This is a genomic window from Streptomyces sp. NBC_01217 (assembly GCF_035994185.1).
Lineage (GTDB): Bacteria > Actinomycetota > Actinomycetes > Streptomycetales > Streptomycetaceae > Streptomyces.
Genome location: NZ_CP108538.1, coordinates 2,047,165 through 2,072,124, shown reverse-complemented (window position 1 = coordinate 2,072,124; position 24,960 = coordinate 2,047,165). Strand labels below are relative to the sequence as shown.

The window sequence follows — 24,960 nt, the reverse complement described above, 5'->3', positions numbered from 1 at the left end:
ACCCCGCTCACTCGTCCCCCTCCAAGTCGCCTTCGAGCTCCAGATACGTGGCCCGCAGCCGCTCCAGCGTCTCCGCGTCCGGCTCCGCCCACAGCCCCCGCTCGGCCGCCTCCAGCAGCCGTTCCGAAATGCCGCGCAGCGCCCAGGGGTTGGACTTCTTCATGAAGTCCCGGTTGGTCTCGTCGAAGACGTACTGCGCCGACAACTTCTCGTACATCCAGTCGTCCACGACCCCCGCCGTCGCGTCGTACCCGAACAGGTAGTCCACGGTCGCGGCCATCTCGAAGGCGCCCTTGTACCCGTGGCGCCGCATCGCCGCCATCCACCGCGGGTTCACCACCCGGGCCCGGAACACCCGGTGCGTCTCCTCGCCCAGCGTCCGCGTCTTCACCTGGTCCGGCGTGGCGCTGTCGCCGACGTACGCCTCGGGCGACTCGCCGGTCAGATGCCGCACCATGGCGACCATGCCGCCGTGGTACTGGAAGTAGTCGTCGGCATCGACCAGATCGTGTTCACGGGTGTCGACGTTCTTCGCCGCCACCGCGATCCGCCGGAACGCCGTCTCCATGTCCCCGCGCGCCGCCCGCCCGTCGAGCCCGCGCCCGTACGCGTAACCGCCCCAGACCGCGTACACCTCGGCCAGGTCGGCGTCGCTGCGCCAGTTCCGGGCGTCGATCAGCGGCAGCAGCCCGGCGCCGTACGCGCCCGGCTTGGAGCCGAAGATCCGGGCCGTCGCGCGCCTTCGGTCGCCGTGCTCGGCGGTGTCCTGCTCCACGTGCGCCCGTACGTAGTTCGCGTCGGCCGGCTCGTCCAGCTCCGCCACCGTCCGTACCGCATCGTCGATCAGCCCCACCACATGCGGGAACGCGTCGCGGAAGAACCCGGAGATCCGCACCGTCACATCGATCCGCGGCCTGCCCAGCTCGCTCACCGGCACCACCTCGAACCCGGTCACCCGCCGCGACGCGTCGTCCCACACCGGACGGCAGCCGAGCAGCGCCAGGATCTCCGCGATGTCGTCGCCCTGCGTACGCATGGCCGAGGTGCCCCACACGGTCAGGCCGACCGACTTCGGGTAGTCGCCCGTGTCCGTGAGATAGCGGGCGATCAGGGAGTCGGCGAGCGACTGCCCGACCTCCCACGACAGCCGGGACGGAATCGCCTTCGGGTCCACCGAGTAGAAGTTGCGCCCGGTCGGCAGCACGTTGACGAGCCCGCGCGTGGGCGAACCCGACGGTCCCGCCGGTACGAATCCGCCGTCCAGCGCCCGCAGGATGTGGTCGATCTCGTCCGTCGTCCGGGCCAGCCGCGGTACGACCTCCTCGCACGCGAAGCCCAGCACGGCCACCGCGTCCGGGAGTTCGGAGCCCAGCACCTCCCGTACCAGCCCCGCCGCCGCCGCGATGTCCCAGCCGCGCTCCTCCATGCCCTCCGCGAGCCCGCGGCACAGCTGCTCCAGCAGATCGATCGCGTCCGCACCGGTGCGCGCCGGGCCCTCGACCAGCTCGGTCAGCTCGGCCGGGGCCTTCACCGGGGCGCCCGGCTCGGCCAGCAGCTTCTTCTCGCTCAGACCGAAGTGCTCGGCGATCGAGGCCCGCAGCCCGGGCAGCGCGTTCGCCGTTCCGCCCCACACCTGGGAGGCGCGCAGCACGGCCAGCACCAGGTTGACCCGCGCCTCGTCGACCGGACCGCCGCCGAGGATGTGCAGGCCGTCCCGGATCTGGACGTCCTTGATCTCGCAGAGATAGCCGTCGATGTGCATGACGAACGAGTCGAAGTCGTCGTCGCCGGGCTGCTCGTCGACATGGAGGTCGTGGTGCAGCTCGGCGGCCTTCACCAGCGTCCAGATCTGCGCCCGCACCGACGGAGCCTTCGTCGGGTCGAGATCGCTGACCAGCGCGTACTCGTCGAGCAACTGCTCCAGCTTGGCCAGGTCGCCATAGGTGTCGGCACGCGCCATCGGCGGCACCAGATGGTCCACCACCGTGGCGTGGCCGCGCCGCTTGGCCTGGGTGCCCTCGCCCGGGTCGTTGACGATGAACGGGTAGATCAGCGGAAGCTCACCGAGCACGGCGTCGGGGCCGCAGCCGGCGGACAGGCCGAGCCCCTTGCCCGGCAGCCACTCCATCGTGCCGTGCTTGCCCATGTGGACCACGGCGTCCGCGCCGAAGGAGCTCTCCAGCCAGCGATACGTCGCCAGGTAGTGGTGCGAAGGCGGCATGTCCGGGTCGTGGTAGATCGCGATCGGGTTCTCGCCGAAGCCGCGCGGTGGCTGGATCAGCACCACCACGTTCCCGAACTGCAGCGAGGCGAGGACGATCTCGTCCCCGTCCACGTACAGCGAGCCCGGCGGCTCGCCCCAGTGCTCCAGCATCGAGTCGCGCAGCCCCGGCTCCAGCTTCTCGAACCAGGCCCGGTAGTCGGCGAGCGGTACGCGGGCGGGGGCCGCCGCGAGCTGCTCCTCGGTCAGCCACTCCACGTCGTGGCCACCGGCGTTGATGAGCCGGTGGATGAGCTCGTCGCCGTTGTCGGGGTGCCCGTCGACCCCGTAACCGGCGTCGCGCAGCGCGTCCAGCACCCGTACCGCGGACGCGGGTGTGTCCAGGCCGACAGCGTTGCCGACGCGGGAGTGCTTGGTCGGGTAGGCGGTGAAGACGAGAGCGAGCTTCTTCTCCGCGTTCGCCTTGTGCTTGAGGACAGCGTGGCGCACCGCGATTCCGGCGACGCGCGCGGCCCGTTCCGGGTCGGCGCGGTAGACCGGTACGTCGTCGGGGCCCTGCTCCTTGAAGGAGAACGGGACGGTGATCAGCCGGCCGTCGAACTCGGGGATCGCGACCTGCATCGCCGCGTCCATGGGGGAGAGCGCGGCGTCCGAGGCGTCCCACGCGGCGCGTGAGGAGGTCAGGCACAGGCCCTGCAGCACCGGGACGTTCAGCTCGGCGAGCGCGCCGATGTCCCAGGCCTCGTCGTCACCCCCGGCGGAGGCGTCCGACGCGCGGGTGCCGCCCGCCGCGAGCACCGTGGCGACCAGGGCGTCCGCCCTGCCGAGCAGTTCGTACAGAGCGGCGTCCGCGCCGCGCAGCGAACCGCAGTACACGGGCAGGGCGTTGGCGCCGCGCGCCTCGACCGCGTCGCACAGGACGTCCACGAACGAGGTGTTCCCGGACAGCTGGTGCGCCCGGTAGAAGAGCACGCCGACGGTCGGGCGGCCCTCGACGAACGCGCGGCTGCCGTGCAGGCCCCACTCGGGCATCTTCTGCGGCCCGGCGAAGCCGTGGCCGGTCAGCAGGACGGTGTCGGAGAGGAAGCGGGCCAGTTCGACGAGGTTTCCGGGGCCGCCCTCCACGAGGTAGCGCAGCGCCTCGGCGACGACACCGGCGGGTGCGGACGACTCGGCCATCAGCTCCGCGTCCGGTACGGCCTCGCCGCCCAGCAGCACGGTCGGGATGCCGGACGTCCTGAGGACGGCGAGACCGTCCTCCCAGGCGCGCTTGCCGCCGAGGAGGCGGACGACGGCGACGCAGGAGCCCTCGATCAGTGCGGGGAGTTCCTCGCGGGGGTCGATGCGGGTGGGGTTGCCGATCCGGTACGGCGCGCCGGAGGCGCGGGCGGCGAGGAGGTCCGTGTCGGCGGTCGACAGCAACAGCACGGTGCTCGTGGCGGCGTTCATGCGCGTGCTCCAGGTGCTCCGGGGGCGATGAAGGGAAGTCCTGACGGCGCGCCCGACTCGATGAGCCGCAGCAGCGCGTCGGTGTCCGCGTGTTCTTCGATGAGGTCGCCGAGGCGGTCGAGCTGTTCCTCGCGCAGCGCGGCGAAGCAGGTGTCGGGGGCGGGGACGAAGCGCCGGCCGGCGGCACGGGCGACCTCGGTCAGGAAGCGGCGGCGGAATTCGTCGCTCTCCAGCGAGCCGTGCCAGTGGGTGCCGTGGACCGCGCCGACCCGGCAGCCGTCCAGGCCGTGTCCCCGGCCGTCGGAGAAGAAGGCTTCGCCGCCGCGTACGTCCGCGACGCCGTGGTGGATCTCGTACCCCTCGACGGGGGCGCCGAGCGCCTCGCCGACGGGGCGGGCGAGGGTCTTCTCGCGGTCGAAGCGGATGCGTACGGGCAGCAGGCCGAGTCCTTCGACGTGCCCGGCCCCGGACTCGACCTCGTCCTCGATGTGTTCGCCGAGGATCTGGAAGCCGCCGCAGATGCCGAGGACCGGCCGGCCCTCGGCGGCGCGCCGCACCAGTGCGTCGGCGAGGCCGCGCTCGCGCAGCCAGGCCAGCGCCCGCACGGTGCCGCGGGTGCCCGGGACGATGACGAGGTCGGCGTCGGCCAGTTCCTCCGCGCGGTCCACGAACCGGACGACGACGCCCGGTTCGGCGGCCAGCGCGTCCACATCGGTGAAGTTCGACATCAGGGGCACGGCGCACACCGCGACGCGCAGCACGTCCTCGCCGTGCGGCGGCGCGACGACCGATTCGCGTACGGCGCCGCGCAGCGAGACCCGCAGCCCGTCCTCCTCGTCGATGCCGAGGCCGTGGGCGAAGGGCAGCACCCCGTACGTCCGGCGCCCGGTGAGCCCGCGCAGCATCTCCAGGCCCGGTTCGAGCAGCGACACATCGCCGCGGAACTTGTTGACGAGGTAGCCCGCGATCAGCGACTGGTCCTCGGCGTCGAGCAGCGCCGTCGTACCGAAGAACGAGGCGAAGACGCCACCGCGGTCGATGTCGCCGACGACCACCACCGGGAAGCGCGCCGCCCGCGCGATGCCCATGTTCACGATGTCCGTGCGCCGCAGATTGATCTCGGCCGGACTGCCCGCGCCCTCGCAGATCACTGCGTCATATGTGCCCCGAAGCTGCTCCAGACAGTCCACGACCGTGGAGAGAAGCGCTTCCTGCCTGCCCCCGTGGTAGCCGCGTGCGCTCATCTCGCCGACCGGTCTGCCCATCAGGACGACCTGGCTGGAGCGGTCGCCGCCGGGCTTGAGCAGGACCGGGTTCATCAGCGCGGTCGGCTCCACCCGGGCGGCCTGGGCCTGCATGGCCTGGGCGCGCCCGATCTCGGCGCCCTCGCGGGTGACGAACGAATTCAGCGACATGTTCTGCGCCTTGAAGGGCGCCACCTTCACGCCCCGGCGCACGAGCCAGCGGCAGATACCCGCCGTGACGACGCTCTTGCCCGCGTCCGAGGTGGTTCCGGCGACCAGCAGCCCGCCGCTCATGTCCGTCTCCGTCCTGCGACTCGGTGTTCTGTGACCAGGTGTCCCGCGACCCGCTGTCCCGCGATCCGGCGTGCGACGAGGCCGGCACCCAGCCGTCCCGCCACACACACGCCGAGGGCCAGCGCACTCACCCGGCGCGACAGCCGTACCGCGCGTTCGATGTCCTCGGTCCCCACCGCCCGGCCCGTCTCCCCGCCCAGCACGGGGCGGTGCTCGACCCGGCCGCCGTACGCCAGCGTCCCGCCGAGCCGTACGCCGAGCGCACCCGCGAACGAGGCCTCCACCGGGCCCGCGTTGGGGCTCGGATGCTTCGCCGCGTCGGCCCGCCAGGCCCGTACCGCTCCACGCGGCTGCCCCCCGGCGGCCACGGCGAGCAGGGCGGTGAGCCGGGCCCCCGGCCAGCCCGCGAGGTCGTCGAGGCGGGCCGAGGCCCAGCCGTAGCGCCGGTGACGCTGCGACTTGTGGCCGACCATGGCGTCGAGGGTGTTGGCGGCCCGGAAGCCGATGAGCCCGGGCACACCGGCCAGCGCGCCCCACACCAGGGCGCCGACCACCGCGTCCGAGGTGTTCTCGGCCACGGACTCCACCACGGCACGGGCGATCTGCGGCCCGTCGAGGGAGTGGGGGTCGCGCCCGCACAGATGCGGCAGCCGCTCGCGGGCGCGCTCGATGTCGCAGGCGGCCAGGGCCTCGCCGATGGCACGGGCCTCACGCCCCAGCGACGTACCGCCGACGACGGACCAGGTGGCGGCCGCGGTCAGTGCGACGGAAGCGGCGGGGTGACGGCGTACGGCACGGGCGAGCAGCGCGGCACCACCCGCGGCGCCTCCGGCGCAGACGAGTGTGTGCAGCGCGCCCCACCCGCGGTGGTCGCGGTACAGGCGGCGCTCGACGCCCGCAGCGGCCCGCCCGAAAGCGGCGACCGGGTGCCCCCTGCGGGGGTCACCGAGCAGCAGGTCGCCGATCAGACCGGCCGTGGCGCCGTACGCGAAAATGCGGTCGGCACGCACGGCTCAACCGCTCGTTACGCCTCGAAGGACCTTCGTACGGGCGGCTCTCGTCGAGAGCGCCACAGCAATGGACGCACGGCTGCCAGGCATGGCGATATGTCCTCACTCAGGGTCCGCGCCCTGGTTCGACGTGACCGGCGACGAGAGTCTCCTGGCTCCCGGATCCGCAGTTCCCCCGGCCTTCCAGCCCGCTCGCGCGAGCCGTGACTTCCGGTGTGGGGGACTGCTCCCCGGTGACAGTGGCGGGACCGCGCCGGATTCGCACCGGCTTCCTCTGCTGTCGCCGTATTCGGCTCCGGCAGTCCACCACGCTCCGCGAACGCCCGTCAACTTGCCGTTGACCTGCGGCTGGACAGTGTGCTGAGCCCCACATCGGGCCGGGCACAGCCCAACGGGCCGGACACACGAGGTGTGTCCGGCCCGTTGGGGGTGAGTGCGCGGGGGAGGGCTCAGGCGACGATCAGATAGATGCCGTACGTGACCGCCGCAGCGCACAGCGCGAAGCAGACGTACGCGCCGGCGCGGGCCAGCAGCAGCGAGCCGCCGGAGCCGCCCTGCGCCGCGGGTTCGGGCTGCTTGGAGAGACCGACGATGCCCAGGGTGAAGAGACCCACCAGCGCGACGGTGACGGCGAGGGAGACGCCGAAGACGGAGCCGAGAGCTGCCCAGTCGATTTTCATGCTGATTCCTTAAGACGGCCGGCCCGGACGGCAGGCGGCTGGCCTAGACGGTGGCGGGTCGCGCCGGGTCCTGGGTGGTTCCGGCCGGGGCCGGAATGGTGGTCTTGAGGTCCTGGGCCGTCGCCTGGGCCACGGTGGGCGGCGGGCTGACGGCGGCGATGGCCGTGGTGACGACGCCCGCGGGCTCGGCCCCGGCGTCCACCGGCGCGACATCGCCGTGGCCGACGGGCTTGCGGCGCGACACCATCCAGATCGACCCGGAGCCCGCGATCAGCAGCGCCGCGACGACGACGACACCCCAGGTGCCCTGCTTGGTGAGGAGCTCCGCGCCCGCGCCGACCAGACCCGCGGCCGGCAGGGTCAGACCCCAGGCGACGAACATCCGGGTGGCGGTGGACCAGCGGACCACACCGCCCTGGCGGCCGAGGCCCGCGCCCATCACGGCGCCGGAGCAGGACTGGGTGGTGGAGAGGGAGAAGCCGAGGTGCGAGGAGGCCAGGATGACCGTGGCCGCGCTGGTCTGGGCGGCGAAGCCCTGCGGCGGCCGGAGGTCGGTGAGGCCGCTGCCCATGGTGCGGATGATGCGCCAGCCGCCCAGGTAGGTGCCGAGTGCGATGGCCGTACCGGCGCAGACGATGACCCAGACCGGCGGGTTGGAGCCGGGGCGCAGGACGCCGCCGGTGACCAGGGCGAGGGTGATGATGCCCATGGTCTTCTGTGCGTCGTTGGTGCCGTGGGCGAGGGAGACCAGTCCGGCCGAGGCGATCTGACCGGCGCGGTAGCCCTTGGCGGTGGCCTTCTCCTGGGCGTCGTTACGGATCTTCCCGCCGATCCGGTACGTCAGCCTGGTGGCCAGCAGAGCGGCCAGACCGGCGACGAGGGGGGCGGCGACCGCGGGGAGCAGCACCTTGGTGACCACGGTGCCGCCGTTGACCGACGACCAGCCCGCCGACATCACCGCGGCACCGATCAGACCGCCGAACAGGGCGTGCGAGGAGCTGGACGGCAGTCCGACCAGCCAGGTCAGCAGATTCCAGAGGATGGCGCCGACGAGTGCCGCGAAGATGACTTCTGTCCGCAGCCCGTCCTCGTTGATGATCCCGCCGGAGATCGTCTTGGCGACCTCCACGGACAGGAACGCGCCGACGAGGTTGAGAACGGCGGACATGGCCACCGCTGTCTTCGGTCTGAGAGCGCCGGTCGAGATGGTGGTCGCCATCGCGTTGGCGGTGTCATGGAAACCGTTCGTGAAATCGAACACTAGAGCTGTCACGATCACAATCGCGAGGAGCAGCGTGATGTGTTCCATTTACCCAGGCAATCGTTCGACGTCATTGGCAGGTGGACCGTAGGCAACCTGAGTGAACGGAAGATGAACTGAGCAGGGCGCTGTGGTGTCTCTCAGTGGAGTCAGGGCATTCCGCTTGTCCTCCGCGGGGCCGCAGGGGCCGGACGCAGGGCCCTGCCGGGCCCGATTCGCCCCACCGTCACCCTTGTGAGAACTTCTCCGGTTTGTGACCTTCTCCACCCGGCCGCAGGCCCGTTCGCCCCCGGGCTGACAGGATCTCCGCATGAGCGAGCAGCAGCGGGACGCGATCGGACGGGCCTGGGACGGTGTCGTCACCACCGCCCGCAGGACGGCGGCGGACGGCCTCGTCGTCGGGACCTCCGGCAACGTGTCGGCACGGGTCGGCGGGACGGTCCTGGTCACCCCGAGCGGAGTGCCCTACGACCGGCTGGGCCCCGAGGACGTCGTCGGCGTCGATCTGGAAGGCAACCGCGTCCTCGGCGAACTGGCCCCGACCAGTGAACTCCCGCTCCATCTCGCGGTCTACCGGAACAGCGACGCGGCCGCCGTCGTGCACACCCACGCGGTGCACGCCACGGCCGTCTCCACCCTGGTTCCCGAGGTCCCTCCGGTCCATTACGCGACCGCCGTGCTCGGGGGTCCCGTACGGGTCGCGGCCTATGCGCGCTACGGGACCGAGAAACTGGCCGAGAACATGCTCGCCGCCCTGCGGAACCGCACCGGCTGCCTCCTTCAGAACCACGGAACCATCACCTACGGAGCGAGCCTGGACGAGGCGTACGACAGGACCGCCCAGCTGGAATGGCTCTGCCGGCTCTGGCTCACCGCGAGCTCCGTCCCCGGACGCTCCCCGTCTCTGCTCTCCCCGGCCCAGCTGCGCGACGTACACGAGGCACTGAAGGGATACGGACAGCCGGGCTGACCCGGCGGGCCCCGTCGGGTCACCGCCGACGGGCACCGGACGGCCGCCGTCCGCTGGCAGGGTGCGGTGCGTCGCACGACACTGGAGCAGTGCGCCCGGCAACAGTTACGGCAGCAGCCGTCACCACGATCCTCGGCGTCGGCGCGGCAACGGTCGCGGCCGGCCGGTACGCCGGCGGCGCCGCCCTCAGGACGCCGCCAGGGCGACCGCTCCCCGCCGACCGCAGGCTCACCGTGCACGCCACGGCGGCCGGACAGGTCACCCTGACCCGCTCCTTCACCGCTCTGCGGCCCGGTACGTACGGACTGGTGGGCACCGACGTCCACGCCGTCGTCGGCCCCGTGATCGAAAACGCCCACCACGCCCCCGACACCGTCGTGCGCAGACTGGAGCGTGTCAGCCGCGGCAGCCTGGATACCGGCGCCAAGGTCCGCGTCACCCCGCAGCTGCACAGCGGCGACCCCTCGTCGGCCCTCGGCCTCGACCACGAGGAAGTCGAGATCCCCGGCGAACTCGGCGCCCTGCCCGCCTGGTTCCTGCCCGGCCCCCGCGGCACCTGGGTCATCACCGTGCACGGCATCGGCACCACCAGGGAACACCCCATGAACGTCATGGAGTTCCTGCACGGTCTGCGCCTGCCCGTGCTCGACCTGGCCTACCGGGGCGACGCCGGAGCCCCGCGCTCCCCGGACGGCCTCGCCCACCTCGGCGAGTCCGAATGGCGCGACCTGGACGCGGCGATCCGCTTCGCCGTGCGGTACGGGGCCGAGAAGGTCGTCCTGCACGGCTGGTCCACCGGCGCGTCGATGGCGCTGCACGCGGCCGTCAACTCCGGGCTCCGCAACCGGATCTGCGGCCTCGTCCTCGACTCCCCGGTCCTGGACTGGGTCACCACACTGCGCGCCCTGGCCGTCGCCCGCGGCGTCCCGACCGCACTGCTGCCGCTCGCCGTCCGTGCCGCCCAGGGACAGACCGGGCTGCGCGGCGCCCGGCTCCTGGACGCCTCCGTAGCACCGGCGCTGCATGTCCCGACCCTGATCTTCCACGGCCCGGACGACACCCTGGCCCCCTGGCAGCCGTCCCGCGATCTCGCCGCCCGCCGCCCGGACCTGGTCGCCCTGCACGCCGTACCGCAGGCTCCGCATGCGGCAATGTGGAATGCCGACCCGGTCCGCTACGAAGAGGCCTTGCGCCGCTTCCTCACGCCCCTGATGTGACCCGATGCGAGGGATCGGCCGATTGGTTCCGGACCCTCCAGCCGCCCCCTCCACAGCGAATCCGGGTTCCGTTTGGGCTTTCGGGCCGTCAGGAGCAAGACTGCTCCCCGTGACGTCCCGTACCCCGCGCGACTCCAGGCTGCGACTTGTCCGCCCGCGACCCCTTGTCACCGCTCGCAAGGCCGTGACCACCCGGCGCACCAGGCCGGCCCCCCGCCCCCCGGAGGGCACTCCGCCCAGGTCGGAACTGGCCCGCCAGGCCAGGGCGGCCCTCGCCGACGCCGTACGGATCGCCCACTGGGCGTCCGACGGCGCGATCCCCGGCGCGCCGCCCCTGGCCGCCCAGGCTCTCGAACGGGCTGCGACGGCCCTGGAACTGTCCCCGGCCCAGGTGCGCTCCGGCTGGGACCGGGCCAGGCTCGCCGGCCTCGTCGAACTGCACGGCGACACCGCACGCCCCGGCTGGCGGCTGCGCGCCTGGGACCGCGACGACTCCGCCGTGCTCCGCGGCTGGGTGGCGCTCTTCGACGCCTGGTCGCTCGTCCACCCCGCACCCGAGGGCATCGAGGCCACCGCCGTCGCCGAGGCCGTCGAGGCTGTGCCGCAGGTGCTCTCCCTCCTCCAGCTCTCGGCAGGACCGGTCACCGTGCCCGCCCTCCTGGACCTTCTCGGCCAGCGCGTCGCAGAACTCCACGAGGAGCGCTGCGAGGTGCCGTACGGACCGCAGCCGGTGCCCGCCCCCCGGGCCGGATCCGCCCCCGCGGCACACTCCGCCGCGCTGGTCGCCCTCCTCCTCGACTGGGCCCTCGAAGGACTCGCCGCCGTCGGCGCGCTCACCCTCGGCACCGGGCACGCCACCCTCACCCCGCTCGGCAACTGGGCGGTCTGGGTCAAGCTGGAGCAGATCTGCGTCGCGGCCCAGAGCCCGGCCGGGAACATCGAGCAGTCCGCCGCCGACATGCTGCTCGGCTGCGCCCGGCTCACCCCCGGACCGGCCCGCGACGAATACCGCGCCTGGCTCGCCGCGCGCCCCGTCGGCAGCGCCGTCGCCGAACTCCTCGCCGTCGCCCGCGGGGAGGACGCGCTGCTGCGCGGGCTCGCCTTCGAGGCGCTCCGGGTCGTCGGCGCCCCCGCCGAGCCCGAGGTGCGCTCCGTCGTGGAGGACCCCTCGCTGCGCCCCTACGCACTGCTCTGGCTGGCCGAGTACGACGGAGCCGACCCCGAGGACGCCCAGGACGTCCTCAGCCGGGAGGAATCCACCTGGCTCTGGGTCGACACGGCGGCGGCCGTCGCCGACCACGGCGAGACCGGGCTGCTGGTCCGCCATCTCGACTCGGCCGTCCAGGGCACTGTGCCCGCGCTGCTGGACGAGGTGCGGGCCGTCGGCCATCCGCGCACCGTGCAGGTACTGGTGGCCCTGGCCGCCGCGCACCCCGACCCGGCCCTCGCCAAAGCCGTGCGCCGGGCCGCTTTCCAGGTGCACACGGGCGGCGCGTAGTACGGGCGAGGCACCGGACGGGCTCGGCCCCGAGCTCGTCCGGTCCTACGGAGCCGTCAGTCCGCCGAGCCCGGTGCGTACGTCCCGAAGGTCCACACATTGCCCTCCGCGTCCCGCGCCATGTAGTCGCGCGAGCCGTAGTCCTGGTCCGTGGGCGGCAGAAGGATCTCCACCCCGTATTCCACGGCCCGGGCGTGGTGTTCGTCGACCTCGTCCACCACGACATAGACACCAGCCGGGCCCGCGCCCTGCATCGCCTTGGCGAACACACCCTCGCGGCCCTTGGAGCCCAGCATCACCCTCCCGTTGCCGCAGGACAGCTCCGCATGGAGCACCGTGCCGTTCTCGCCCTCGTACACCGCTTCCTCGGTGAAGCCGAGGCCCTCCGTCAACGCCCTGATCGCGGCCTTCGCGTCCTCGTACAGAATCGTCGGATAGATCGTCGGAACGCCGGCCGGTGCGCCTGCCATTGCGCTCACCCCTTTTCGTGCTTCCGTGGGCCATTTCTGTGATCTGTGTCTCAGTCTTCCACCGGCCACTGACAGCGGCCCGGTCCGGCCGGGAACGGTGCGGCTCAGCGGAAGGTGTTGCAGTCGGCCATGTCGCCGCTGCGGAAGCCGGTGGTGAACCACTGCTGGCGCTGCGCGGCCGAGCCGTGCGTCCAGGACTCCGGCGTGACACGGCCCTGGAACTTCTCCTGGATCCGGTCGTCGCCGACCGCGGCCGCCGCGTCGAGCCCGTCCCGGATGTCCGCCTGTGTCAGCGAGGTGATCAGTGGCCGCCCGGTCGATTCGTCGGGCGTGGACGTCGCATGATGCGCCCAGACCCCGGCGTAGCAGTCCGCCTGCAGCTCCACCTTGACGGCGTTGCTGTTCGCACCGGTCTGCCTGTCCTGCGCCCGGCCCAGCGTGCCCATCAGGTCCTGCACATGGTGCCCGTACTCATGGGCGACGACGTACGCCTGGGCGAACGGGCCACCGCTGGAGCCGAACTTCGTCCGCAGCTCGTCGAAGAACCCCAGGTCCAGATAGACCTTCCGGTCACCGGGGCAGTAGAACGGCCCGACCGCCGCGGTCGCGGTGCCGCACGCGGTTGCGACCCGGTCGGTGAACAGGACCGTCGGCGAGTCCGTGTATGTCCCGCCGCGCCGCCGGAACTCCTGCGTCCAGTAGTCCTGCACGCTGTTGACCACGGCGACGGTCCGGCAGTCGTCCCTGGTGTTCGCGTCCTGCCCGGTCCGGCAGGACTGCTGCACCTGAGCCGCCGAGGACGCGGTCGCCGTCGTGCCCGAGTCGCCGGACGACAGGCCGAGCTGATCGGGGCCGACACCGAAGAACAGCCCCAGGAGCAGAGCGATGAGACCGGCGATGCCACCGCCCACCGTGGCCTTGCCGCCGGGGATGCGGCTGCCGCGCACATCCTGGACCTCGGACGTGTCCAGATCGGCGTCGTCGTCGAACTGCATGGGGCACCACTCTCCGCTCCGCCCGTGGTGGTCTCACCACTTCCGCCGAGTATTAGGTAGTTCACACCGCAATGCCCTTTTTTGGTCGCGCGGTGGAGTGGAGTGGCAGCGCTGAGCGAGATTCCGGCAAGTGCCGTGAGTGCATGCGGAAAAGCAGTTGCACACCGCCAGTAGAATGACCCGTATGGCAATTCTCCTTGTGCATGAGTAACGGCGTCGAGTCGAACTCTGTAGTCGTCCCGTCCGCCGTCCACACCGCCCTGGAGTTTTACCCGTGATCACCGCTTCCGGCATCGAGCTGCGAGCCGGCGCCCGCATTCTCATCGAGTCCGCCTCCTTCCGCGTCGCCAAGGGCGACCGCATCGGCCTCGTCGGCCGCAACGGAGCGGGCAAGACCACCCTCACCAAGTGCCTGGCGGGCGAGGGCAACCCCGCCGGCGGCGCCATCACCCGCTCCGGCGAGGTCGGCTACCTCCCGCAGGACCCGCGCACCGGCGACCTCGACGTACTCGCCCGCGACCGCATCCTCTCCGCCCGCGGTCTCGACGAGATCCTGCGCAAGATGCGCGAGAACGAGGAGCGGATGGCGAACGGCAAGGGCGCCACCCGCGAGAAGGCGATGAAGAGGTACGAGCGCCTGGAGACGGAGTTCCTCACCAAGGGCGGTTACGCCGCCGAGGCCGAGGCCGCCACCATCGCCGCCGCGCTCAGCCTGCCCGACCGGGTGCTCGGACAGCCGCTCCACACACTCTCCGGCGGTCAGCGCCGCCGCGTCGAGCTGGCCCGCATCCTGTTCTCGGACGCCGACATCCTGCTGCTCGACGAGCCGACAAACCACCTCGACGCCGACTCGATCGTCTGGCTGCGCGACTACCTCAAGACCTACCGCGGCGGCTTCATCGTGATCTCCCACGATGTCGAGCTCGTCGAGACGGTCGTCAACAAGGTCTTCTATCTCGACGCCAACCGCTCGCAGATCGACATCTACAACATGGGCTGGAAGCTCTACCAGCAGCAGCGCGAGGCCGACGAGAAGCGCCGCAAGCGCGAGCGGCAGAACGCCGAGAAGAAGGCCGCGGCCCTCAACTCGCAGGCCGACAAGATGCGCGCCAAGGCCACCAAGACCGTCGCCGCGCAGAACATGGCCAAGCGTGCCGAGCGGCTGCTCTCCGGTCTGGAGGCCGTCCGGGTCTCCGACAAGGTCGCCAAGCTGCGCTTCCCCGAGCCCTCGCCGTGCGGCAAGACCCCTCTGATGGCGGAGGGGCTGTCCAAGTCCTACGGCTCGCTCGAAATCTTCACCGATGTGGACCTCGCCATCGACAAGGGTTCCCGGGTCGTCATCCTCGGCCTCAACGGCGCGGGCAAGACCACCCTGCTCCGGCTCCTCGGCGGCGCCGAGAAGCCCGACACCGGCCAGGTCATCGAGGGTCACGGACTCAAGCTCGGCTACTACGCCCAGGAGCACGAGACCCTCGACCCGGAGCGCTCCGTCCTGGAGAACATGCGCTCCGCGGCGCCCGACCTCGACCTCGTCGACGTCCGCAAGACGCTGGGCTCGTTCCTCTTCTCCGGCGACGACGTCGACAAGCCCGCGGGAGTCCTCTCCGGAGGCGAGAAGACCCGCCTCGCGCTGGCGACCCTGGTGGTCTCCTCCGCGAACGTGCTGCTCCTGGACGAGCCGACGAACAACCTCGACCCGGCCAGCCGCGAGGAGATCCTCGGCGCGCTGCGTACGTACAAGGGCGCCGTCGTCCTCGTCACCCACGACGAGGGGGCGGTCGAGGCCCTGCAGCCGGAGCGGATCATTCTGCTGCCGGACGGTGTCGAGGACCTGTGGGGCGCGGACTACCAGGACCTCGTCGCCCTGGCCTGATCCCGGCCCCGCCGCCGTCTGATCCACTTCGTCTGGATCTTTCGGCCCATGCGTGATCCATCATCTGTGTGAGTACGTCTCGTACCCGGGCGGTGCGCCCGGCAGATACCTGCCGGGCACACCCATTTGGGGCAGCCGTTCCCGTGTGGCCCTGACCTGGTGGTTCGTCCCGGGCCTGTCCCCACTCGCCCCCGCAACCCAGCGGAATGCAGGATTCCGGTCGTGTCGGCCCCTTTCCGGGGCGGGAATCCGCTTGCACGGACCTTGCCGAATGGGTGGCCAGGAAGCCTTCGAGGGGTGATCATGAGAGTCCAGAGCGCACTTCCCATGAGGAGGCACGGGTGGCCGAGACTCTGAAGAAGGGCAGCCGGGTTACCGGCGCCGCGCGCGACAAGCTCGCGGCAGACCTGAAGAAGAAGTACGACTCCGGTGCGAGCATCCGGGCGTTGGCCGAAGAGACCGGCCGCTCCTACGGATTCGTCCACCGGATGCTCAGCGAGTCCGGAGTCGCGCTGCGTGGACGCGGCGGAGCGACACGAGGCAAGAAGACCGCCACGGCCTGAGAGCCTGTCGGGTGGCCTCAGTGGTCGCCCGACAGGCTCTGACGGCCTTCGGCGGATCGGGGCAGGCTGTGCGGCCCGTCCCGGGGCTCACCGGTTTCGGCGGTGGCCACCCGGTCGATCGTGATGTCGGTCGGGTGGTTACTGTTCAGTCACTTAGCTCGAAATGCTGACTGACCCGATCCGGAGGCGCTCCATGACCTCGCTCGACTCTGTGCTCGACAAGGACGGCGTACGACTCACCGTCGATGACGCGGTTGCCACGGTGACCCTCACCAATCCGGCCAAGCGCAACGCTCAGTCCCCCGCTCTCTGGCGGGCGTTGACGGAGGCCGGACGGGCTCTGCCCGGCAGTGTGCGGGTCGTGGTGCTCCGCGGCGAGGGCAAGTCCTTCTCCGCGGGCCTCGACCGGCAGGCGTTCAGCCCTGAGGGGTTCGACGGTGAGCCGTCCTTCCTCGACATGGCGCGCGGCCCGGAGGCCGAACTCGACGCGACCATCGCCGAGTACCAGGAGGCGTTCACCTGGTGGCGCCGCAACGACATCGTGTCGATCGCGGCTGTCCAGGGGCATGCGATCGGTGCCGGCTTCCAACTCGCTCTCGCCTGCGATCTGCGGATCGTCGCCGAGGACGTGCAGTTCGCCATGCGCGAGACCAGCCTCGGCCTGGTCCCCGACCTCACCGGTACGCACCCCCTGGTCAACCTGGTGGGGTACGCCCGCGCGCTCGAAATCTGTGCCACGGGCCGCTTCGTGCACGCCGAGGAGGCCGAGCGCACCGGCCTGGCGAACCTCGTGGTCCCCGCCGACGAGCTGGACGCCGCGGCCCGCGACCTGGCCGGCGCACTGCTGGCCGCCCCGCGCGACGCGGTCGTGGAGACCAAGGCGCTGCTGAGCGGTGCCGTCTCCCGTGGTTACGAGGAGCAGCGCGTCGCCGAACGCGCCGCGCAGGGCCGCCGACTGCGCGACCTGGCGGGCATCACCGACTGAGAGCCCGTCGCAGGGACATCCCTCCGATCGCCGGGCGCGATCTCAAGCCCCGCCCGGCGGCCGGTCCCCCTCGACCACCGCGGTGATCAGCACCGCGACCGAGGGGCGCCCCTCCACCGCCTCCGCCACCGCGCCCCGCACCGCGCGCGCCACATCGAGCGCCCGGTGGCCCGTGTCCGTCGCCAGCTCGACGCGCACATGACCCGGGCCCGGATGCACCGCCTTGCCGAGCACCCGGGTCAGCGCCACGACCCCCGGAACACCCGCGGCGGCGAGGCCCGCCGCCCCCTCCGCCTCCGCCGGGCGCACCTCGGCCGGGGCGGGCGCCCGCCGTTCGGGCGGCGCCTCCAGCAGCTCCGTCACCCGCAGATCCACCTCGGCGACCTCCAGCCCCAGCCGCTGCCCGGCCGCCGTCAGCAACGCCGAGCGCAGCTGCGAGGCCGCGGCGGGCAACGGCTGGCCGGACAACGCCGACATGGTCGCCTCGATCCGCAGCGGCCCCGGCGCCAGCGCACTCGGCGGCGGCTCCACCTCCGCGTCCGGCGCCCGGTCCGGATCCGCCACACGGATCCTGAGCTCCCCGAGCACCGGACCGGGGCCGCGACCTTCCACCGCGTCGCGCAGCACCCGGACCGCGGCCCGCTCCGAGATCCAGGCCCCGTCCGCCGGACCGCCCAGCGGCAGCAGCCGGCCGAGGCCCAGCCGCCGGCGGACCGCCGCCGTCCATCCGTCGGCCCCGCGCGGGCTGTCAGCAGTCGTCATTACCCCAGCCTGCCGCATCCACGGCGCGGGACGGGGCAAGCACACTTAATGTGGGCAGCGAGGTCCAACCTGCCCCGAAGGGAAGAGTGGCGATGACCGACACCCCACAGCGGAACCGTCCCGAGAACCCCGACAAGGAATCGAGCCCGCTCACCAAGCGCGGCGGCGGAGACCCCGCGACCCGTGGCCGTACGACCATCGCCGACGGCGTGGTCGAGAAGATCGCGGGAATGGCGGCGCGCGACGTGGTCGGTGTCCATGCGATGGGCAGCGGCTTCTCACGTACGTTCGGAGCGGTGCGCGAACGGGTTCCCGGCGGCGGGAAGTCCGTCACCCGGGGGGTCAAGGCGGAGGTCGGCGAATCGCAGACCGCACTCGACCTGGAGATCGTCGTCGACTACGGCGTGTCGATCTCCGATGTCGCCCGTGACGTACGGGAGAACGTGGTCGCGGCGGTCGAGCGGATGACGGGCCTCGAAGTCGTCGAGGTCAATATCGCGGTCAGCGATGTGAAGCTGCCCGACGAGGAAGACGAAGAGTCCGAGCCACGTCTCCAGTAGGCCTCCCGGCCGCGGCAGTTGAGGAGCGCAGGATGAACATGGCTGTGGTCGGCATGGTGGCCGGCATGGCGCTCGGATTCGCCGGGTACTTCGGCGGATTCGGGGCCTTTCTGCTGGTGGCCGCACTGGGGGCGATCGGCTTCATCGCCGGCCGTTTCCTGGAGGGTGACCTGGAGCCCGGCGACTTCTTCCGGAGTCGCGAGCGCGGCGACAGACGGCGGTGACGGCGTTGTCGGGGGCGGGCGGCCGGGTCGCCGCCGGTGAGCGCGGGGAGACCCGGATCGCCGACCGGGTGGTCGCGAAGATCGCCGCACAGGCGGCGAAGGAGGCGATCGACGAGCCACCGGAGCAGGGAGCGTCGCCGCGCGCCACGGTCACGGTGCACCGTGACACCGCGCGGGTGCGGGTGAGCCTGGAGCTCGGATACCCCTCGGACATCGGCCGGCAGTGCGGCGGGGTGCGTCGGCATGTCGCCGAGCGGGTAAGGGCGTTGGCGGGGATGGAAGTGCCAGAGGTGGCTGTACAGGTGGAGCGCCTGCATCCGACGGGAGCGGGCATCGCGGCACAGGGGAGGATCCGATGACCGAACCCCACGACCCGGAACACCGTACGCAACGACTGCCCACCACCAAGCCCGTCGAACGGGGGGATGTCCTCGAACTCGACCAGTCCGCCTCGTCCGCGGCCTACGAACCGCTGCCCGCGCAGCAGGACGGCGACGGCAGGGCGGGCCGCTTCTGGTCCGCGCGCCGAATCCCCGCGGCGCTCCTCGCCCTGGTGGTCCTGGCCGCCGCCGGGCTGCTCCTCTACGACGTGGCGGCGGTACGGGCCGATCGCCCGGCGATGCGCTGGCGCCGCACACTGGCCCGTGAACTCGCCGAACGGCCGCTGGACAACGCCTGGGTGCTGGCCGGCACGGCGGCGGCCATGGCGATCGGGGTGTGGCTGCTCGTGCTCGCCCTCACCCCCGGACTCCGCGATCTGCTGCCGATGCGCCGGGACCGCCCCGGTGTTCGGGCCGGCCTCGACCGGACCGCGGCCGCGCTGGTCCTGCGCGACCGGGCCGTCGAGGTGTCCGGTGTGCAGTCCGTACGGGTCCGGATGGGCCGGAGCAAGGTCGGGGTCCGCGCGGTGTCGCACTTCCGTGAACTCGACGACGTACGGGCCGATCTGGACACCGTGCTCGGCACCGGTATCAGGGAACTGGGCCTGGCCAGACCACCGAGCCTGTCCGTACATGTCCGCCGTCCCGCGAAGAAGGGGTGAGTCCGTTGCTCAGGACCGTCAACCGGGTACTGCTGGGCCTGGCCGGCCTGGTGCTGGTCTGCGGCGGTGGTGCGGTGCTCGCGGCCGGGCTCGGCCTCTCCGTACCGTCCTGGTGGCCCTGGGACGGCAAGGGTGATGTCCTCCTCAGCGGGGCCGACCGGGATCGCTGGCGCGGCGAGGGCTGGTGGTGGCCGACGGTGATCGCGGCCCTCGCCGTCGTGGTCGTTCTTGCCCTGTGGTGGCTGCTGGCCCAGCTGCGCCGCGCCCGCCTGGCCGAGGTGCTGGTGGACAGCGGCGACGGCGAGGGCGCGCTGCTGCGGGGGCGGGCGCTGGAGGGGGTGCTCGCCCAGGAGGCGGGAACCTTGGACGGGGTGGCGCGCGCCCAGGTCGTGCTGACCGGCCGGCGCAGTTCGCCGCACGCCAGGATCCGGCTGCTGATGGAGCCGCACGCCGCTCCGGACGAGACGCTAGGCCGCCTCACCGACGAGGCGCTGGCCCATGCGCGGGATTCGGCGGGGCTGGCCGAGCTGCCGGCCGAGGTCCGGCTGAGGGCCGTCAAGCACCGTGCGGAAAGGGTGAGTTGACCGTCGCCGACGTCTGCCGGGCGGGCCCGGGCAACCGGACCCGCCCGGCAGACGAGGGCTGTGCGGGACGGCTCAGAAGCCGTGCCGGGAGCCGCCGTCGACCGGCAGCATGACGCCCGTCAGATACGAGGCCGCGGGCGAGAGCAGGAACGCCGCGGTGCGGCCGAACTCCTCCGGCCTGCCGTAGCGCCGCAGCGGAATGCTCGCCTCATTGGCCGCGCGAGACGCCTCCGCATCGCCCGAGAGCGTATCCAGCTCACGCATCCGGTCCGTGCCGATCCGGCCCGGCAGCACGCCCACGACGCGGATGCCCCGGGGGCCGAGCTCGTTCGCCAGGGACTTGGCGAAACCGGCCAGGCCGGGGCGCAGACCGTTGGAGATCGTCAGCCCGCTGATCGGCTCGTACACCGAGCCGGAGAGCACGAAGCCGATGACCCCGCCCTCGCCGAGCGTGGCCGCGGTGGCCCTGGCCAGACGTACCGCTCCCAGGAACACCGACTCGAACGCCGACTGCCACTGCTCGTCGGTGTTGTCGGCGACGAAGCCGGGCGCCGGCCCGCCGACGCTGATGAGAATGCCGTCGAGTCGGCCGAACCGCTCGCGTGCACTGTCCACCAGGCGCTGCGCGGACGCGGGGTCGGCGTTGTCCGCGGCGAGGCCGACGGCGTCCGGCCCCAGTTCGGCGGCGGCGGCCTCGACGCTCTTCTCGTCCCGGCCGGTGATGATCACCTTCGCGCCGTCCTCGGTCAGCGCCCGGGCGGTGGCGTTGCCCAGCCCCCGGGTCGCTCCGGTGAGGATGTACACACGGTCCTTCAGTCCAAGATCCATGGCCCTATCCTGCCGTGTCGCCCTCCAGCGTGTCCTCCCCGGCCAGGGCCATCGCGGTGCCCACCAGTCCGATGTGACTGAACGCCTGGGGGAAGTTGCCGAGCTGGCGGTGCCCGGCGGGGTCGTACTCCTCGGAGAGCAGCCCCACATCGTTGCGGAGCGCCAGGAGCCGCTCGAAGAGATCCCTGGCCTCATCGGCGCGCCCGGTGAGGATCAGGGCGTCGGCCAGCCAGAACGAGCATGCCAGGAAGGCCCCTTCGCTGCCGGGCAGCCCGTCGATCGAGGCGCCGTCCGTGCTGTAGCGGCGGACCAGACAGTCGTTGCCCAGCTCGGCCCGGACGGCGTCGACCGTCCCGATCACCCGCGGATCGTCCGGCGGCAGGAAACCGGTGCGGGGGATCAGCAGCGTCGCGGCGTCCAGGTTCCGGGAGCCGTAGGACTGTGTGAAGGTGTTCCGCACCGGGTCGTACCCCTTCTCGCACACCTCCCGGTGCACGGCTTCGCGCATCGTGCGCCACCGCTCGGCGTCGCCCGTCAGCGCGGGGTTCTTCTCCAGGGTGCGTACGGCACGGTCGGCGGCGACCCAGGCCATCACCTTGGAGTGCACGAAGTGGCGGCGCTGGCCGCGGATCTCCCACAGCCCCTCGTCCGGCTCGCGCCAGGTCGACTCCAGGAAGCCGAGCAGACTGAGCTGCAGATTCCAGGCGTGCGGCTTGTCGTCAAGACCCGCCTCGCGGGCGAGCCGCAACGAGTCGATGACCTCCCCGTACACATCGAGCTGACGCTGGCGGACCGCGGCGTTGCCGATCCTGACCGGGCTGGAGTTCTCGTAACCGCGCAGCCACGGCAGCTCCGACTCGGGCAGCCTGCGCTCGCCCGCCAGTCCGTACATGATCTGCAGATCGGCCGGGTCCCCGGCGACGGCCCGCAGCAGCCAGTCCCGCCACGCGGCGGCCTCCTCCAGATAGCCGGCCGAGATGAGGGAGCCGAGCGTCAGCGTGGAGTCCCGCAGCCAGCAGAAGCGGTAGTCCCAGTTCCGTACGCCGCCGATCTCCTCGGGCAGCGAGGTGGTGGGAGCGGCCACGATGCCGCCGGTCGGGCCGAAGGTGAGCGCCTTCAGCGTGATCAGCGACCGGATCACCGCCTCCCGGTACGGGCCCTGGTACCTGCACTGCGCCGACCACTCGGCCCAGTCGCCCAGGGTGTTCTCCAGCGCCTCGTACGGGTCGACGAGTTCGGGGCGGGGCGAGTGCGAGGGGTGCCAGGTCAGGACGAACGCCACCTGCTCGCCCGCGGCGACGGTGAACGACGAGCAGGTGGAGAACTGCTGGCCCCAGGTCTTGACCGGCGGCTCGCTGCGCAGCCAGGCCGAGTCCGGCCCCGCGACCGCCACCCGGTGCCCCTGCGAGCGGCGCACCCACGGCACGACCGAGCCGAAGTCGAAGCGCAGCCGGATCACGGAGCTCATGTCGACGGTGCCGCTGATGCCCTCGACGATCCGCATGACATCGGGTTCCTGGTCGCGCTGCGGCATGAAGTCGATGACCTTGACCGTGCCGGTACGGGTCTCCCAGAACGTCTCCAGGACGAGGGAGTCACCCGCATAGCCGCGTCGGGTGCAGGTCTCCGCACCCTTCGGGGCGATCCGCCAGTGCCCGTTGTCCTCGTCGCCGAGCAGGGCCGCGAAACAGGCGCCGGAGTCGAAGCGGGGCAGACAGAGCCAGTCGACAGAACCGTTCCTGCTGACCAGGGCGGCTGTCTGCAGATCGCCGATGAGGGCATAGTCCTCGATACGTGGGGTCACGTTCTGGCGTTTTCCCGAACCTGGGCCCTGTTAAGCAGTCCCGGGAGCGAGTCACCTCGCCATCCGGGCGGAAACGGCCTCAGGCGGTCGCGGGTTCCGCCTGCTCCGGCTTCTTCGGCCCGGGCGTCTCCTGCTCCTCGGCGGCCTTGGCCGCGGCCTGCGCCCGGTCGCGCTTCTCCCTGCGGACCAGGACCACGAAGCCGACCGGGACACCGGCGGCGAACAGCCACCACTGGACGGCGTACGCCATGTGCGGGCCGATCGAGCCGTCGTCGGGGGCCGCGATCAGCTCCGGGGAGTCCCCGGCCGGCTCGGGGCCGGTCTGCTCGATGTAGCCGCCCAGCACCGGCCGGGAGAGCCTCTTGGCCTCCTGGGAGCTGTTGATCAGCATCACCTGGCGGTCCGGCAGATCGGAGATGTCCTTGATGCCGCTGGCGCTCGTCGTCTCGTCGGCCTTGAGCCGTCCGGTGACGGTCACTTCGCCCTTGGGTACGGCCGGTACGTCGGGGAAGGCGCGCTGGCTGTCGGCGGAGGGCACCCAGCCGCGGTTGACCAGGACCGTGCCGCCGCCCTTGAGGTCGAGCGGGATCAGGACGTGGACGCCGATCCGGCCGTCGGTGGAGGTCCTGCGGCGTACGACCACCTCATGAGCGGTGTCGTACGTACCCGTGGCCGTCACCGCGCGCCAGTAGTCCGAGCGCGGGACCGTGTGACCCGGCGAGGTGAGCGAGGCGACCGGAACCGGGTGCGCCTTGAGGTTGCGGGAGATCAGGGCGTTCTGCGCGACCTTGTGCTCATGCCGGTGCAGCTGCCAGAAGCCCAGCTCGACCATCGTGGGGATCAGTACGAGGGCGAGGAGGGCGAGGATCAGCCACTGCCGGGTCAACAGGAAGCGGTACACCCCACGACGGTACAACTGCGTCATGGGGTGCATCGCGGAGGGGTGGGGGAAGGGGGGCCCGGCGGCCGGTGATCAGACTTTGTCGATGATGCCCACCTTCCCCTCGGCGCGGGCGCAGTGTCCGCCGCAGAACCAGTGCCCGTCGACCTCGACACCCTGGCCGATGATCTGGACCCTGCAGTGCTCACAGATGGGTGCCATGCGGTGGATGGCGCAGGAGAAGCAGTCGAAGACGTGCACCGCACCCTGCGCGTGCACCTCGAAGGACATGCCGTAGTCGTTTCCGCAAACCTCGCAACGTGCCATGCGCCACAGGGTGGGACGCCGGGGCGGCGGCGGGCGAGCGGCGGGCGGGCGAGTCGCCCCCGGTTCACTCCGATGACGGCGCGGCCCTCAGGGCCGACGACGGTGCCACATCGCGCAGCAGATGGGTGAACGCGCTCTCGTCCAGGACCGGTGTCCCGAACGACTTCGCCTTCAGCGTTTTCGACGTCGCCGAGTCCGGGTCATTGGTGACGAGCAGACTGGTCAGCCGGGACACGCTGGTCGCCACATGCAGCCCGGCCTCCACGGCCCGGTCCTCCAGCAGCTCGCGGTCGACGGAGGTGTCCCCGGAGAACGCCACCCGCATGCCCTGCATGAGAGGTTTGTCCTTCTCGTACCGCCCGGGGTTCGGATACGGGCACGCCGGACGCTTGCGCGAGGGACGCCAGCTGCCCTGACCGTACGAGGGCTGGTAGCCGATCCGCGGGGTCATGGGGGAGTCCGACCACTCGGTCAGCGGCCGGCACTCCAGCAACGGCAGCCGCACCCCTCCCCGCGCCGCCGCGTGCAGACTCGGCCGGAACGCCTCGGCCAGCACCCGGGCGTCGTCCAGCGCGTGGTGGGCGCGCTGCTGCACGACGCCGAAGTGTGCGGCCAGCGACTCCAGCTTGTGGTTGGGCAGCGGCAGCCGCAGCTCCTTGGAGAGCGCGATGGTGCACAGCCGCTGCTCGACGGGGGCGGTGACCGAAGCCCGTGCGTACTCCCGGGCCAGCATCGACCAGTCGAAGGCCGCGTTGTGCGCGACGAGCACCCGGCCCGCGAGCCGCTCGGAGAGCTGGGCGGCGACCTCCGGGAAGAGCGGAGCGCCTTCGAGGACATCGCTGGTCAGCCCGTGGATCCAGACCGGGCCGGGATCGCGTTCGGGGTTGACGAGGGTGTACCAGTGGTCCTCGACATTGCCCTGCGCGTCCAGGCGGTAGACGGCGGCGGACACTATCCGGTCGTCCCGTGCGAGTCCGGTGGTCTCCACGTCGACGACCGCGTACCCCTGCGGGTAGGCGGTCGGCCACGGTGCTGCGGTCTGGCGGTCGTCGAGCATGGTCACAGAGAATACGGGCCGCGACTGACAGTCTCCTATTCGGCCGTCTCCCGCAGCGGCCCTCCACCATGGCACGCACGGAATCCGCGAACGGCCGGTCCCGGTCCCGCCTTCGCGCCGGGTGGGTCGGTACGCGTGCGGTGACGGGGCGGGGTGAGACCA

General features: G+C 71.8%; 24 protein-coding genes and 1 riboswitch. Of the genes, 11 read left to right on the top strand and 13 right to left on the bottom strand.

What is annotated here, in order from left to right; genetic code table 11:
- Positions 1-7: 7 nt before the first annotated feature.
- From cobN to OG507_RS08985, 5 genes are all read right to left on the bottom strand, one after another.
- Positions 8-3,670, bottom strand: a complete 3,663-nt coding sequence (cobN, locus tag OG507_RS09005; protein WP_327366625.1) for a cobaltochelatase subunit CobN — start codon at positions 3,668-3,670, stop codon at positions 8-10.
- Positions 3,667-5,208, bottom strand: coding sequence for a cobyric acid synthase (locus OG507_RS09000; RefSeq protein WP_327366624.1), 1,542 nt, complete (start codon positions 5,206-5,208; stop codon positions 3,667-3,669). The genes cobN and OG507_RS09000 overlap by 4 nt, the downstream gene beginning before the upstream one ends.
- Positions 5,205-6,218, bottom strand: a complete 1,014-nt coding sequence (locus OG507_RS08995) for a cobalamin biosynthesis protein (RefSeq protein ID WP_327366623.1) — start codon at positions 6,216-6,218, stop codon at positions 5,205-5,207. Before OG507_RS08995 ends, OG507_RS09000 begins: the two co-directional genes overlap by 4 nt.
- Positions 6,219-6,363: 145 nt before the next feature.
- Positions 6,364-6,492: riboswitch (cobalamin riboswitch) on the bottom strand.
- Positions 6,493-6,667: 175 nt separating this feature from the next.
- Positions 6,668-6,898: a hypothetical protein gene (locus OG507_RS08990; RefSeq protein WP_327366622.1), complete on the bottom strand. Its 231-nt coding sequence runs from the start codon at positions 6,896-6,898 to the stop codon at positions 6,668-6,670.
- Positions 6,899-6,941: 43 nt separating this feature from the next.
- Entirely contained in the window at positions 6,942-8,207 is a 1,266-nt protein-coding gene (locus OG507_RS08985) for an inorganic phosphate transporter (RefSeq protein ID WP_327366621.1), read from the bottom strand.
- A 262-nt stretch (positions 8,208-8,469) separates the two neighbouring features.
- Between OG507_RS08985 and OG507_RS08980 the strand changes: the two genes are divergently transcribed.
- The 3 genes from OG507_RS08980 (at position 8,470) to OG507_RS08970 (ending at position 11,844) form a co-directional block, all read left to right on the top strand.
- A complete protein-coding gene (locus tag OG507_RS08980) occupies positions 8,470-9,129 on the top strand; it encodes a class II aldolase/adducin family protein (RefSeq protein ID WP_327366620.1) in 660 nt (219 codons plus the stop codon).
- 89 nt (positions 9,130-9,218) lie between these two features.
- Positions 9,219-10,346, top strand: a complete 1,128-nt coding sequence (locus tag OG507_RS08975) for an alpha/beta hydrolase (RefSeq protein WP_327366619.1) — start codon at positions 9,219-9,221, stop codon at positions 10,344-10,346.
- A 184-nt stretch (positions 10,347-10,530) separates the two neighbouring features.
- Positions 10,531-11,844 (top strand): hypothetical protein, encoded by a 1,314-nt coding sequence (locus OG507_RS08970; protein WP_327371909.1) that lies wholly within the window; start codon positions 10,531-10,533, stop codon positions 11,842-11,844.
- 56 nt (positions 11,845-11,900) lie between these two features.
- Here the strand turns inward: OG507_RS08970 and OG507_RS08965 are convergent, their stop codons facing one another.
- Entirely contained in the window at positions 11,901-12,314 is a 414-nt protein-coding gene (locus OG507_RS08965; protein WP_327366618.1) for a VOC family protein, read from the bottom strand.
- A gap of 104 nt (positions 12,315-12,418) precedes the next feature.
- Positions 12,419-13,309, bottom strand: coding sequence for a KPN_02809 family neutral zinc metallopeptidase (gene ypfJ / locus OG507_RS08960; protein ID WP_327366617.1), 891 nt, complete (start codon positions 13,307-13,309; stop codon positions 12,419-12,421).
- Positions 13,310-13,583: 274 nt separating this feature from the next.
- Between ypfJ and OG507_RS08955 the strand changes: the two genes are divergently transcribed.
- The 3 genes from OG507_RS08955 (at position 13,584) to OG507_RS08945 (ending at position 16,730) form a co-directional block, all read left to right on the top strand.
- A complete protein-coding gene (locus OG507_RS08955) occupies positions 13,584-15,182 on the top strand; it encodes an ABC-F family ATP-binding cassette domain-containing protein (protein WP_327366616.1) in 1,599 nt (532 codons plus the stop codon).
- A gap of 341 nt (positions 15,183-15,523) precedes the next feature.
- Positions 15,524-15,745, top strand: a complete 222-nt coding sequence (locus tag OG507_RS08950; protein ID WP_327366615.1) for a helix-turn-helix domain-containing protein — start codon at positions 15,524-15,526, stop codon at positions 15,743-15,745.
- A 193-nt stretch (positions 15,746-15,938) separates the two neighbouring features.
- Positions 15,939-16,730 (top strand): enoyl-CoA hydratase/isomerase family protein, encoded by a 792-nt coding sequence (locus OG507_RS08945; protein WP_327366614.1) that lies wholly within the window; start codon positions 15,939-15,941, stop codon positions 16,728-16,730.
- 42 nt (positions 16,731-16,772) lie between these two features.
- Here the strand turns inward: OG507_RS08945 and OG507_RS08940 are convergent, their stop codons facing one another.
- Positions 16,773-17,492, bottom strand: a complete 720-nt coding sequence (locus OG507_RS08940) for a hypothetical protein (protein WP_327366613.1) — start codon at positions 17,490-17,492, stop codon at positions 16,773-16,775.
- A gap of 92 nt (positions 17,493-17,584) precedes the next feature.
- Here OG507_RS08940 and OG507_RS08935 point away from each other — a divergent pair, with 92 nt between their 5' ends.
- Genes OG507_RS08935 through amaP form a run of 5 tightly spaced genes read left to right on the top strand, consistent with a single transcriptional unit; the run spans position 17,585 to position 19,902 of the window.
- Positions 17,585-18,052, top strand: a complete 468-nt coding sequence (locus OG507_RS08935) for an Asp23/Gls24 family envelope stress response protein (protein WP_327366612.1) — start codon at positions 17,585-17,587, stop codon at positions 18,050-18,052.
- Positions 18,053-18,084: 32 nt separating this feature from the next.
- Positions 18,085-18,276 (top strand): hypothetical protein, encoded by a 192-nt coding sequence (locus OG507_RS08930; RefSeq protein WP_327366611.1) that lies wholly within the window; start codon positions 18,085-18,087, stop codon positions 18,274-18,276.
- Complete coding sequence (locus OG507_RS08925; protein WP_327366610.1) at positions 18,273-18,635, top strand: hypothetical protein; 363 nt, start codon at positions 18,273-18,275, stop codon at positions 18,633-18,635. The genes OG507_RS08930 and OG507_RS08925 overlap by 4 nt, the downstream gene beginning before the upstream one ends.
- The gene (locus OG507_RS08920) at positions 18,632-19,318 is read left to right on the top strand and encodes a DUF6286 domain-containing protein (RefSeq protein WP_327366609.1); all 687 of its coding nucleotides are present in this window, start codon (positions 18,632-18,634) and stop codon (positions 19,316-19,318) included. Before OG507_RS08925 ends, OG507_RS08920 begins: the two co-directional genes overlap by 4 nt.
- 5 nt (positions 19,319-19,323) lie before the next feature.
- Positions 19,324-19,902, top strand: coding sequence for an alkaline shock response membrane anchor protein AmaP (gene amaP / locus OG507_RS08915; RefSeq protein ID WP_442811092.1), 579 nt, complete (start codon positions 19,324-19,326; stop codon positions 19,900-19,902).
- Between the two features lie 72 nt (positions 19,903-19,974).
- Here amaP and OG507_RS08910 read toward each other — a convergent pair whose 3' ends face one another.
- The 5 genes from OG507_RS08910 to OG507_RS08890 form a co-directional block, all read right to left on the bottom strand.
- Positions 19,975-20,730, bottom strand: coding sequence for an SDR family oxidoreductase (locus OG507_RS08910; RefSeq protein ID WP_327366607.1), 756 nt, complete (start codon positions 20,728-20,730; stop codon positions 19,975-19,977).
- Between the two features lie 4 nt (positions 20,731-20,734).
- Positions 20,735-22,534, bottom strand: coding sequence for a glycoside hydrolase family 15 protein (locus tag OG507_RS08905; protein WP_327366606.1), 1,800 nt, complete (start codon positions 22,532-22,534; stop codon positions 20,735-20,737).
- A 79-nt stretch (positions 22,535-22,613) separates the two neighbouring features.
- On the bottom strand, positions 22,614-23,435 hold the full coding sequence (locus tag OG507_RS08900) for an SURF1 family cytochrome oxidase biogenesis protein (protein WP_327371908.1): 822 nt from the start codon (positions 23,433-23,435) through the stop codon (positions 22,614-22,616).
- A gap of 72 nt (positions 23,436-23,507) precedes the next feature.
- Positions 23,508-23,741 carry a hypothetical protein gene (locus OG507_RS08895; RefSeq protein ID WP_072482991.1) on the bottom strand — a complete coding sequence of 78 codons (234 nt, stop codon included), beginning with the start codon at positions 23,739-23,741 and terminating at the stop codon, positions 23,508-23,510.
- A 64-nt stretch (positions 23,742-23,805) separates the two neighbouring features.
- The gene (locus tag OG507_RS08890) at positions 23,806-24,804 is read right to left on the bottom strand and encodes a DEDDh family exonuclease (protein ID WP_327366605.1); all 999 of its coding nucleotides are present in this window, start codon (positions 24,802-24,804) and stop codon (positions 23,806-23,808) included.
- Between the last annotated feature and the right edge of the window lie 156 nt (positions 24,805-24,960).

What these genes read in the sequence shown, in the direction of transcription:
- OG507_RS08920 (WP_327366609.1), top strand. Translation starts at nt 18,632, where the DNA reads ATGACCGAACCCCACGACCCGGAACACCGTACGCAACGACTGCCCACC.
- OG507_RS08930 (WP_327366611.1), top strand. Translation starts at nt 18,085, where the DNA reads ATGAACATGGCTGTGGTCGGCATGGTGGCCGGCATGGCGCTCGGATTC.
- cobN (WP_327366625.1), bottom strand. Translation starts at nt 3,670, where the DNA reads ATGAACGCCGCCACGAGCACCGTGCTGTTGCTGTCGACCGCCGACACG.
- OG507_RS08945 (WP_327366614.1), top strand. Translation starts at nt 15,939, where the DNA reads ATGACCTCGCTCGACTCTGTGCTCGACAAGGACGGCGTACGACTCACC.
- OG507_RS08935 (WP_327366612.1), top strand. Translation starts at nt 17,585, where the DNA reads ATGACCGACACCCCACAGCGGAACCGTCCCGAGAACCCCGACAAGGAA.
- OG507_RS08895 (WP_072482991.1), bottom strand. Translation starts at nt 23,741, where the DNA reads ATGGCACGTTGCGAGGTTTGCGGAAACGACTACGGCATGTCCTTCGAG.
- OG507_RS08965 (WP_327366618.1), bottom strand. Translation starts at nt 12,314, where the DNA reads ATGGCAGGCGCACCGGCCGGCGTTCCGACGATCTATCCGACGATTCTG.
- OG507_RS08910 (WP_327366607.1), bottom strand. Translation starts at nt 20,730, where the DNA reads ATGGATCTTGGACTGAAGGACCGTGTGTACATCCTCACCGGAGCGACC.
- OG507_RS08940 (WP_327366613.1), bottom strand. Translation starts at nt 17,492, where the DNA reads ATGACGACTGCTGACAGCCCGCGCGGGGCCGACGGATGGACGGCGGCG.
- OG507_RS08985 (WP_327366621.1), bottom strand. Translation starts at nt 8,207, where the DNA reads ATGGAACACATCACGCTGCTCCTCGCGATTGTGATCGTGACAGCTCTA.
- OG507_RS08980 (WP_327366620.1), top strand. Translation starts at nt 8,470, where the DNA reads ATGAGCGAGCAGCAGCGGGACGCGATCGGACGGGCCTGGGACGGTGTC.
- ypfJ (WP_327366617.1), bottom strand. Translation starts at nt 13,309, where the DNA reads ATGCAGTTCGACGACGACGCCGATCTGGACACGTCCGAGGTCCAGGAT.
- OG507_RS08990 (WP_327366622.1), bottom strand. Translation starts at nt 6,898, where the DNA reads ATGAAAATCGACTGGGCAGCTCTCGGCTCCGTCTTCGGCGTCTCCCTC.
- OG507_RS09000 (WP_327366624.1), bottom strand. Translation starts at nt 5,208, where the DNA reads ATGAGCGGCGGGCTGCTGGTCGCCGGAACCACCTCGGACGCGGGCAAG.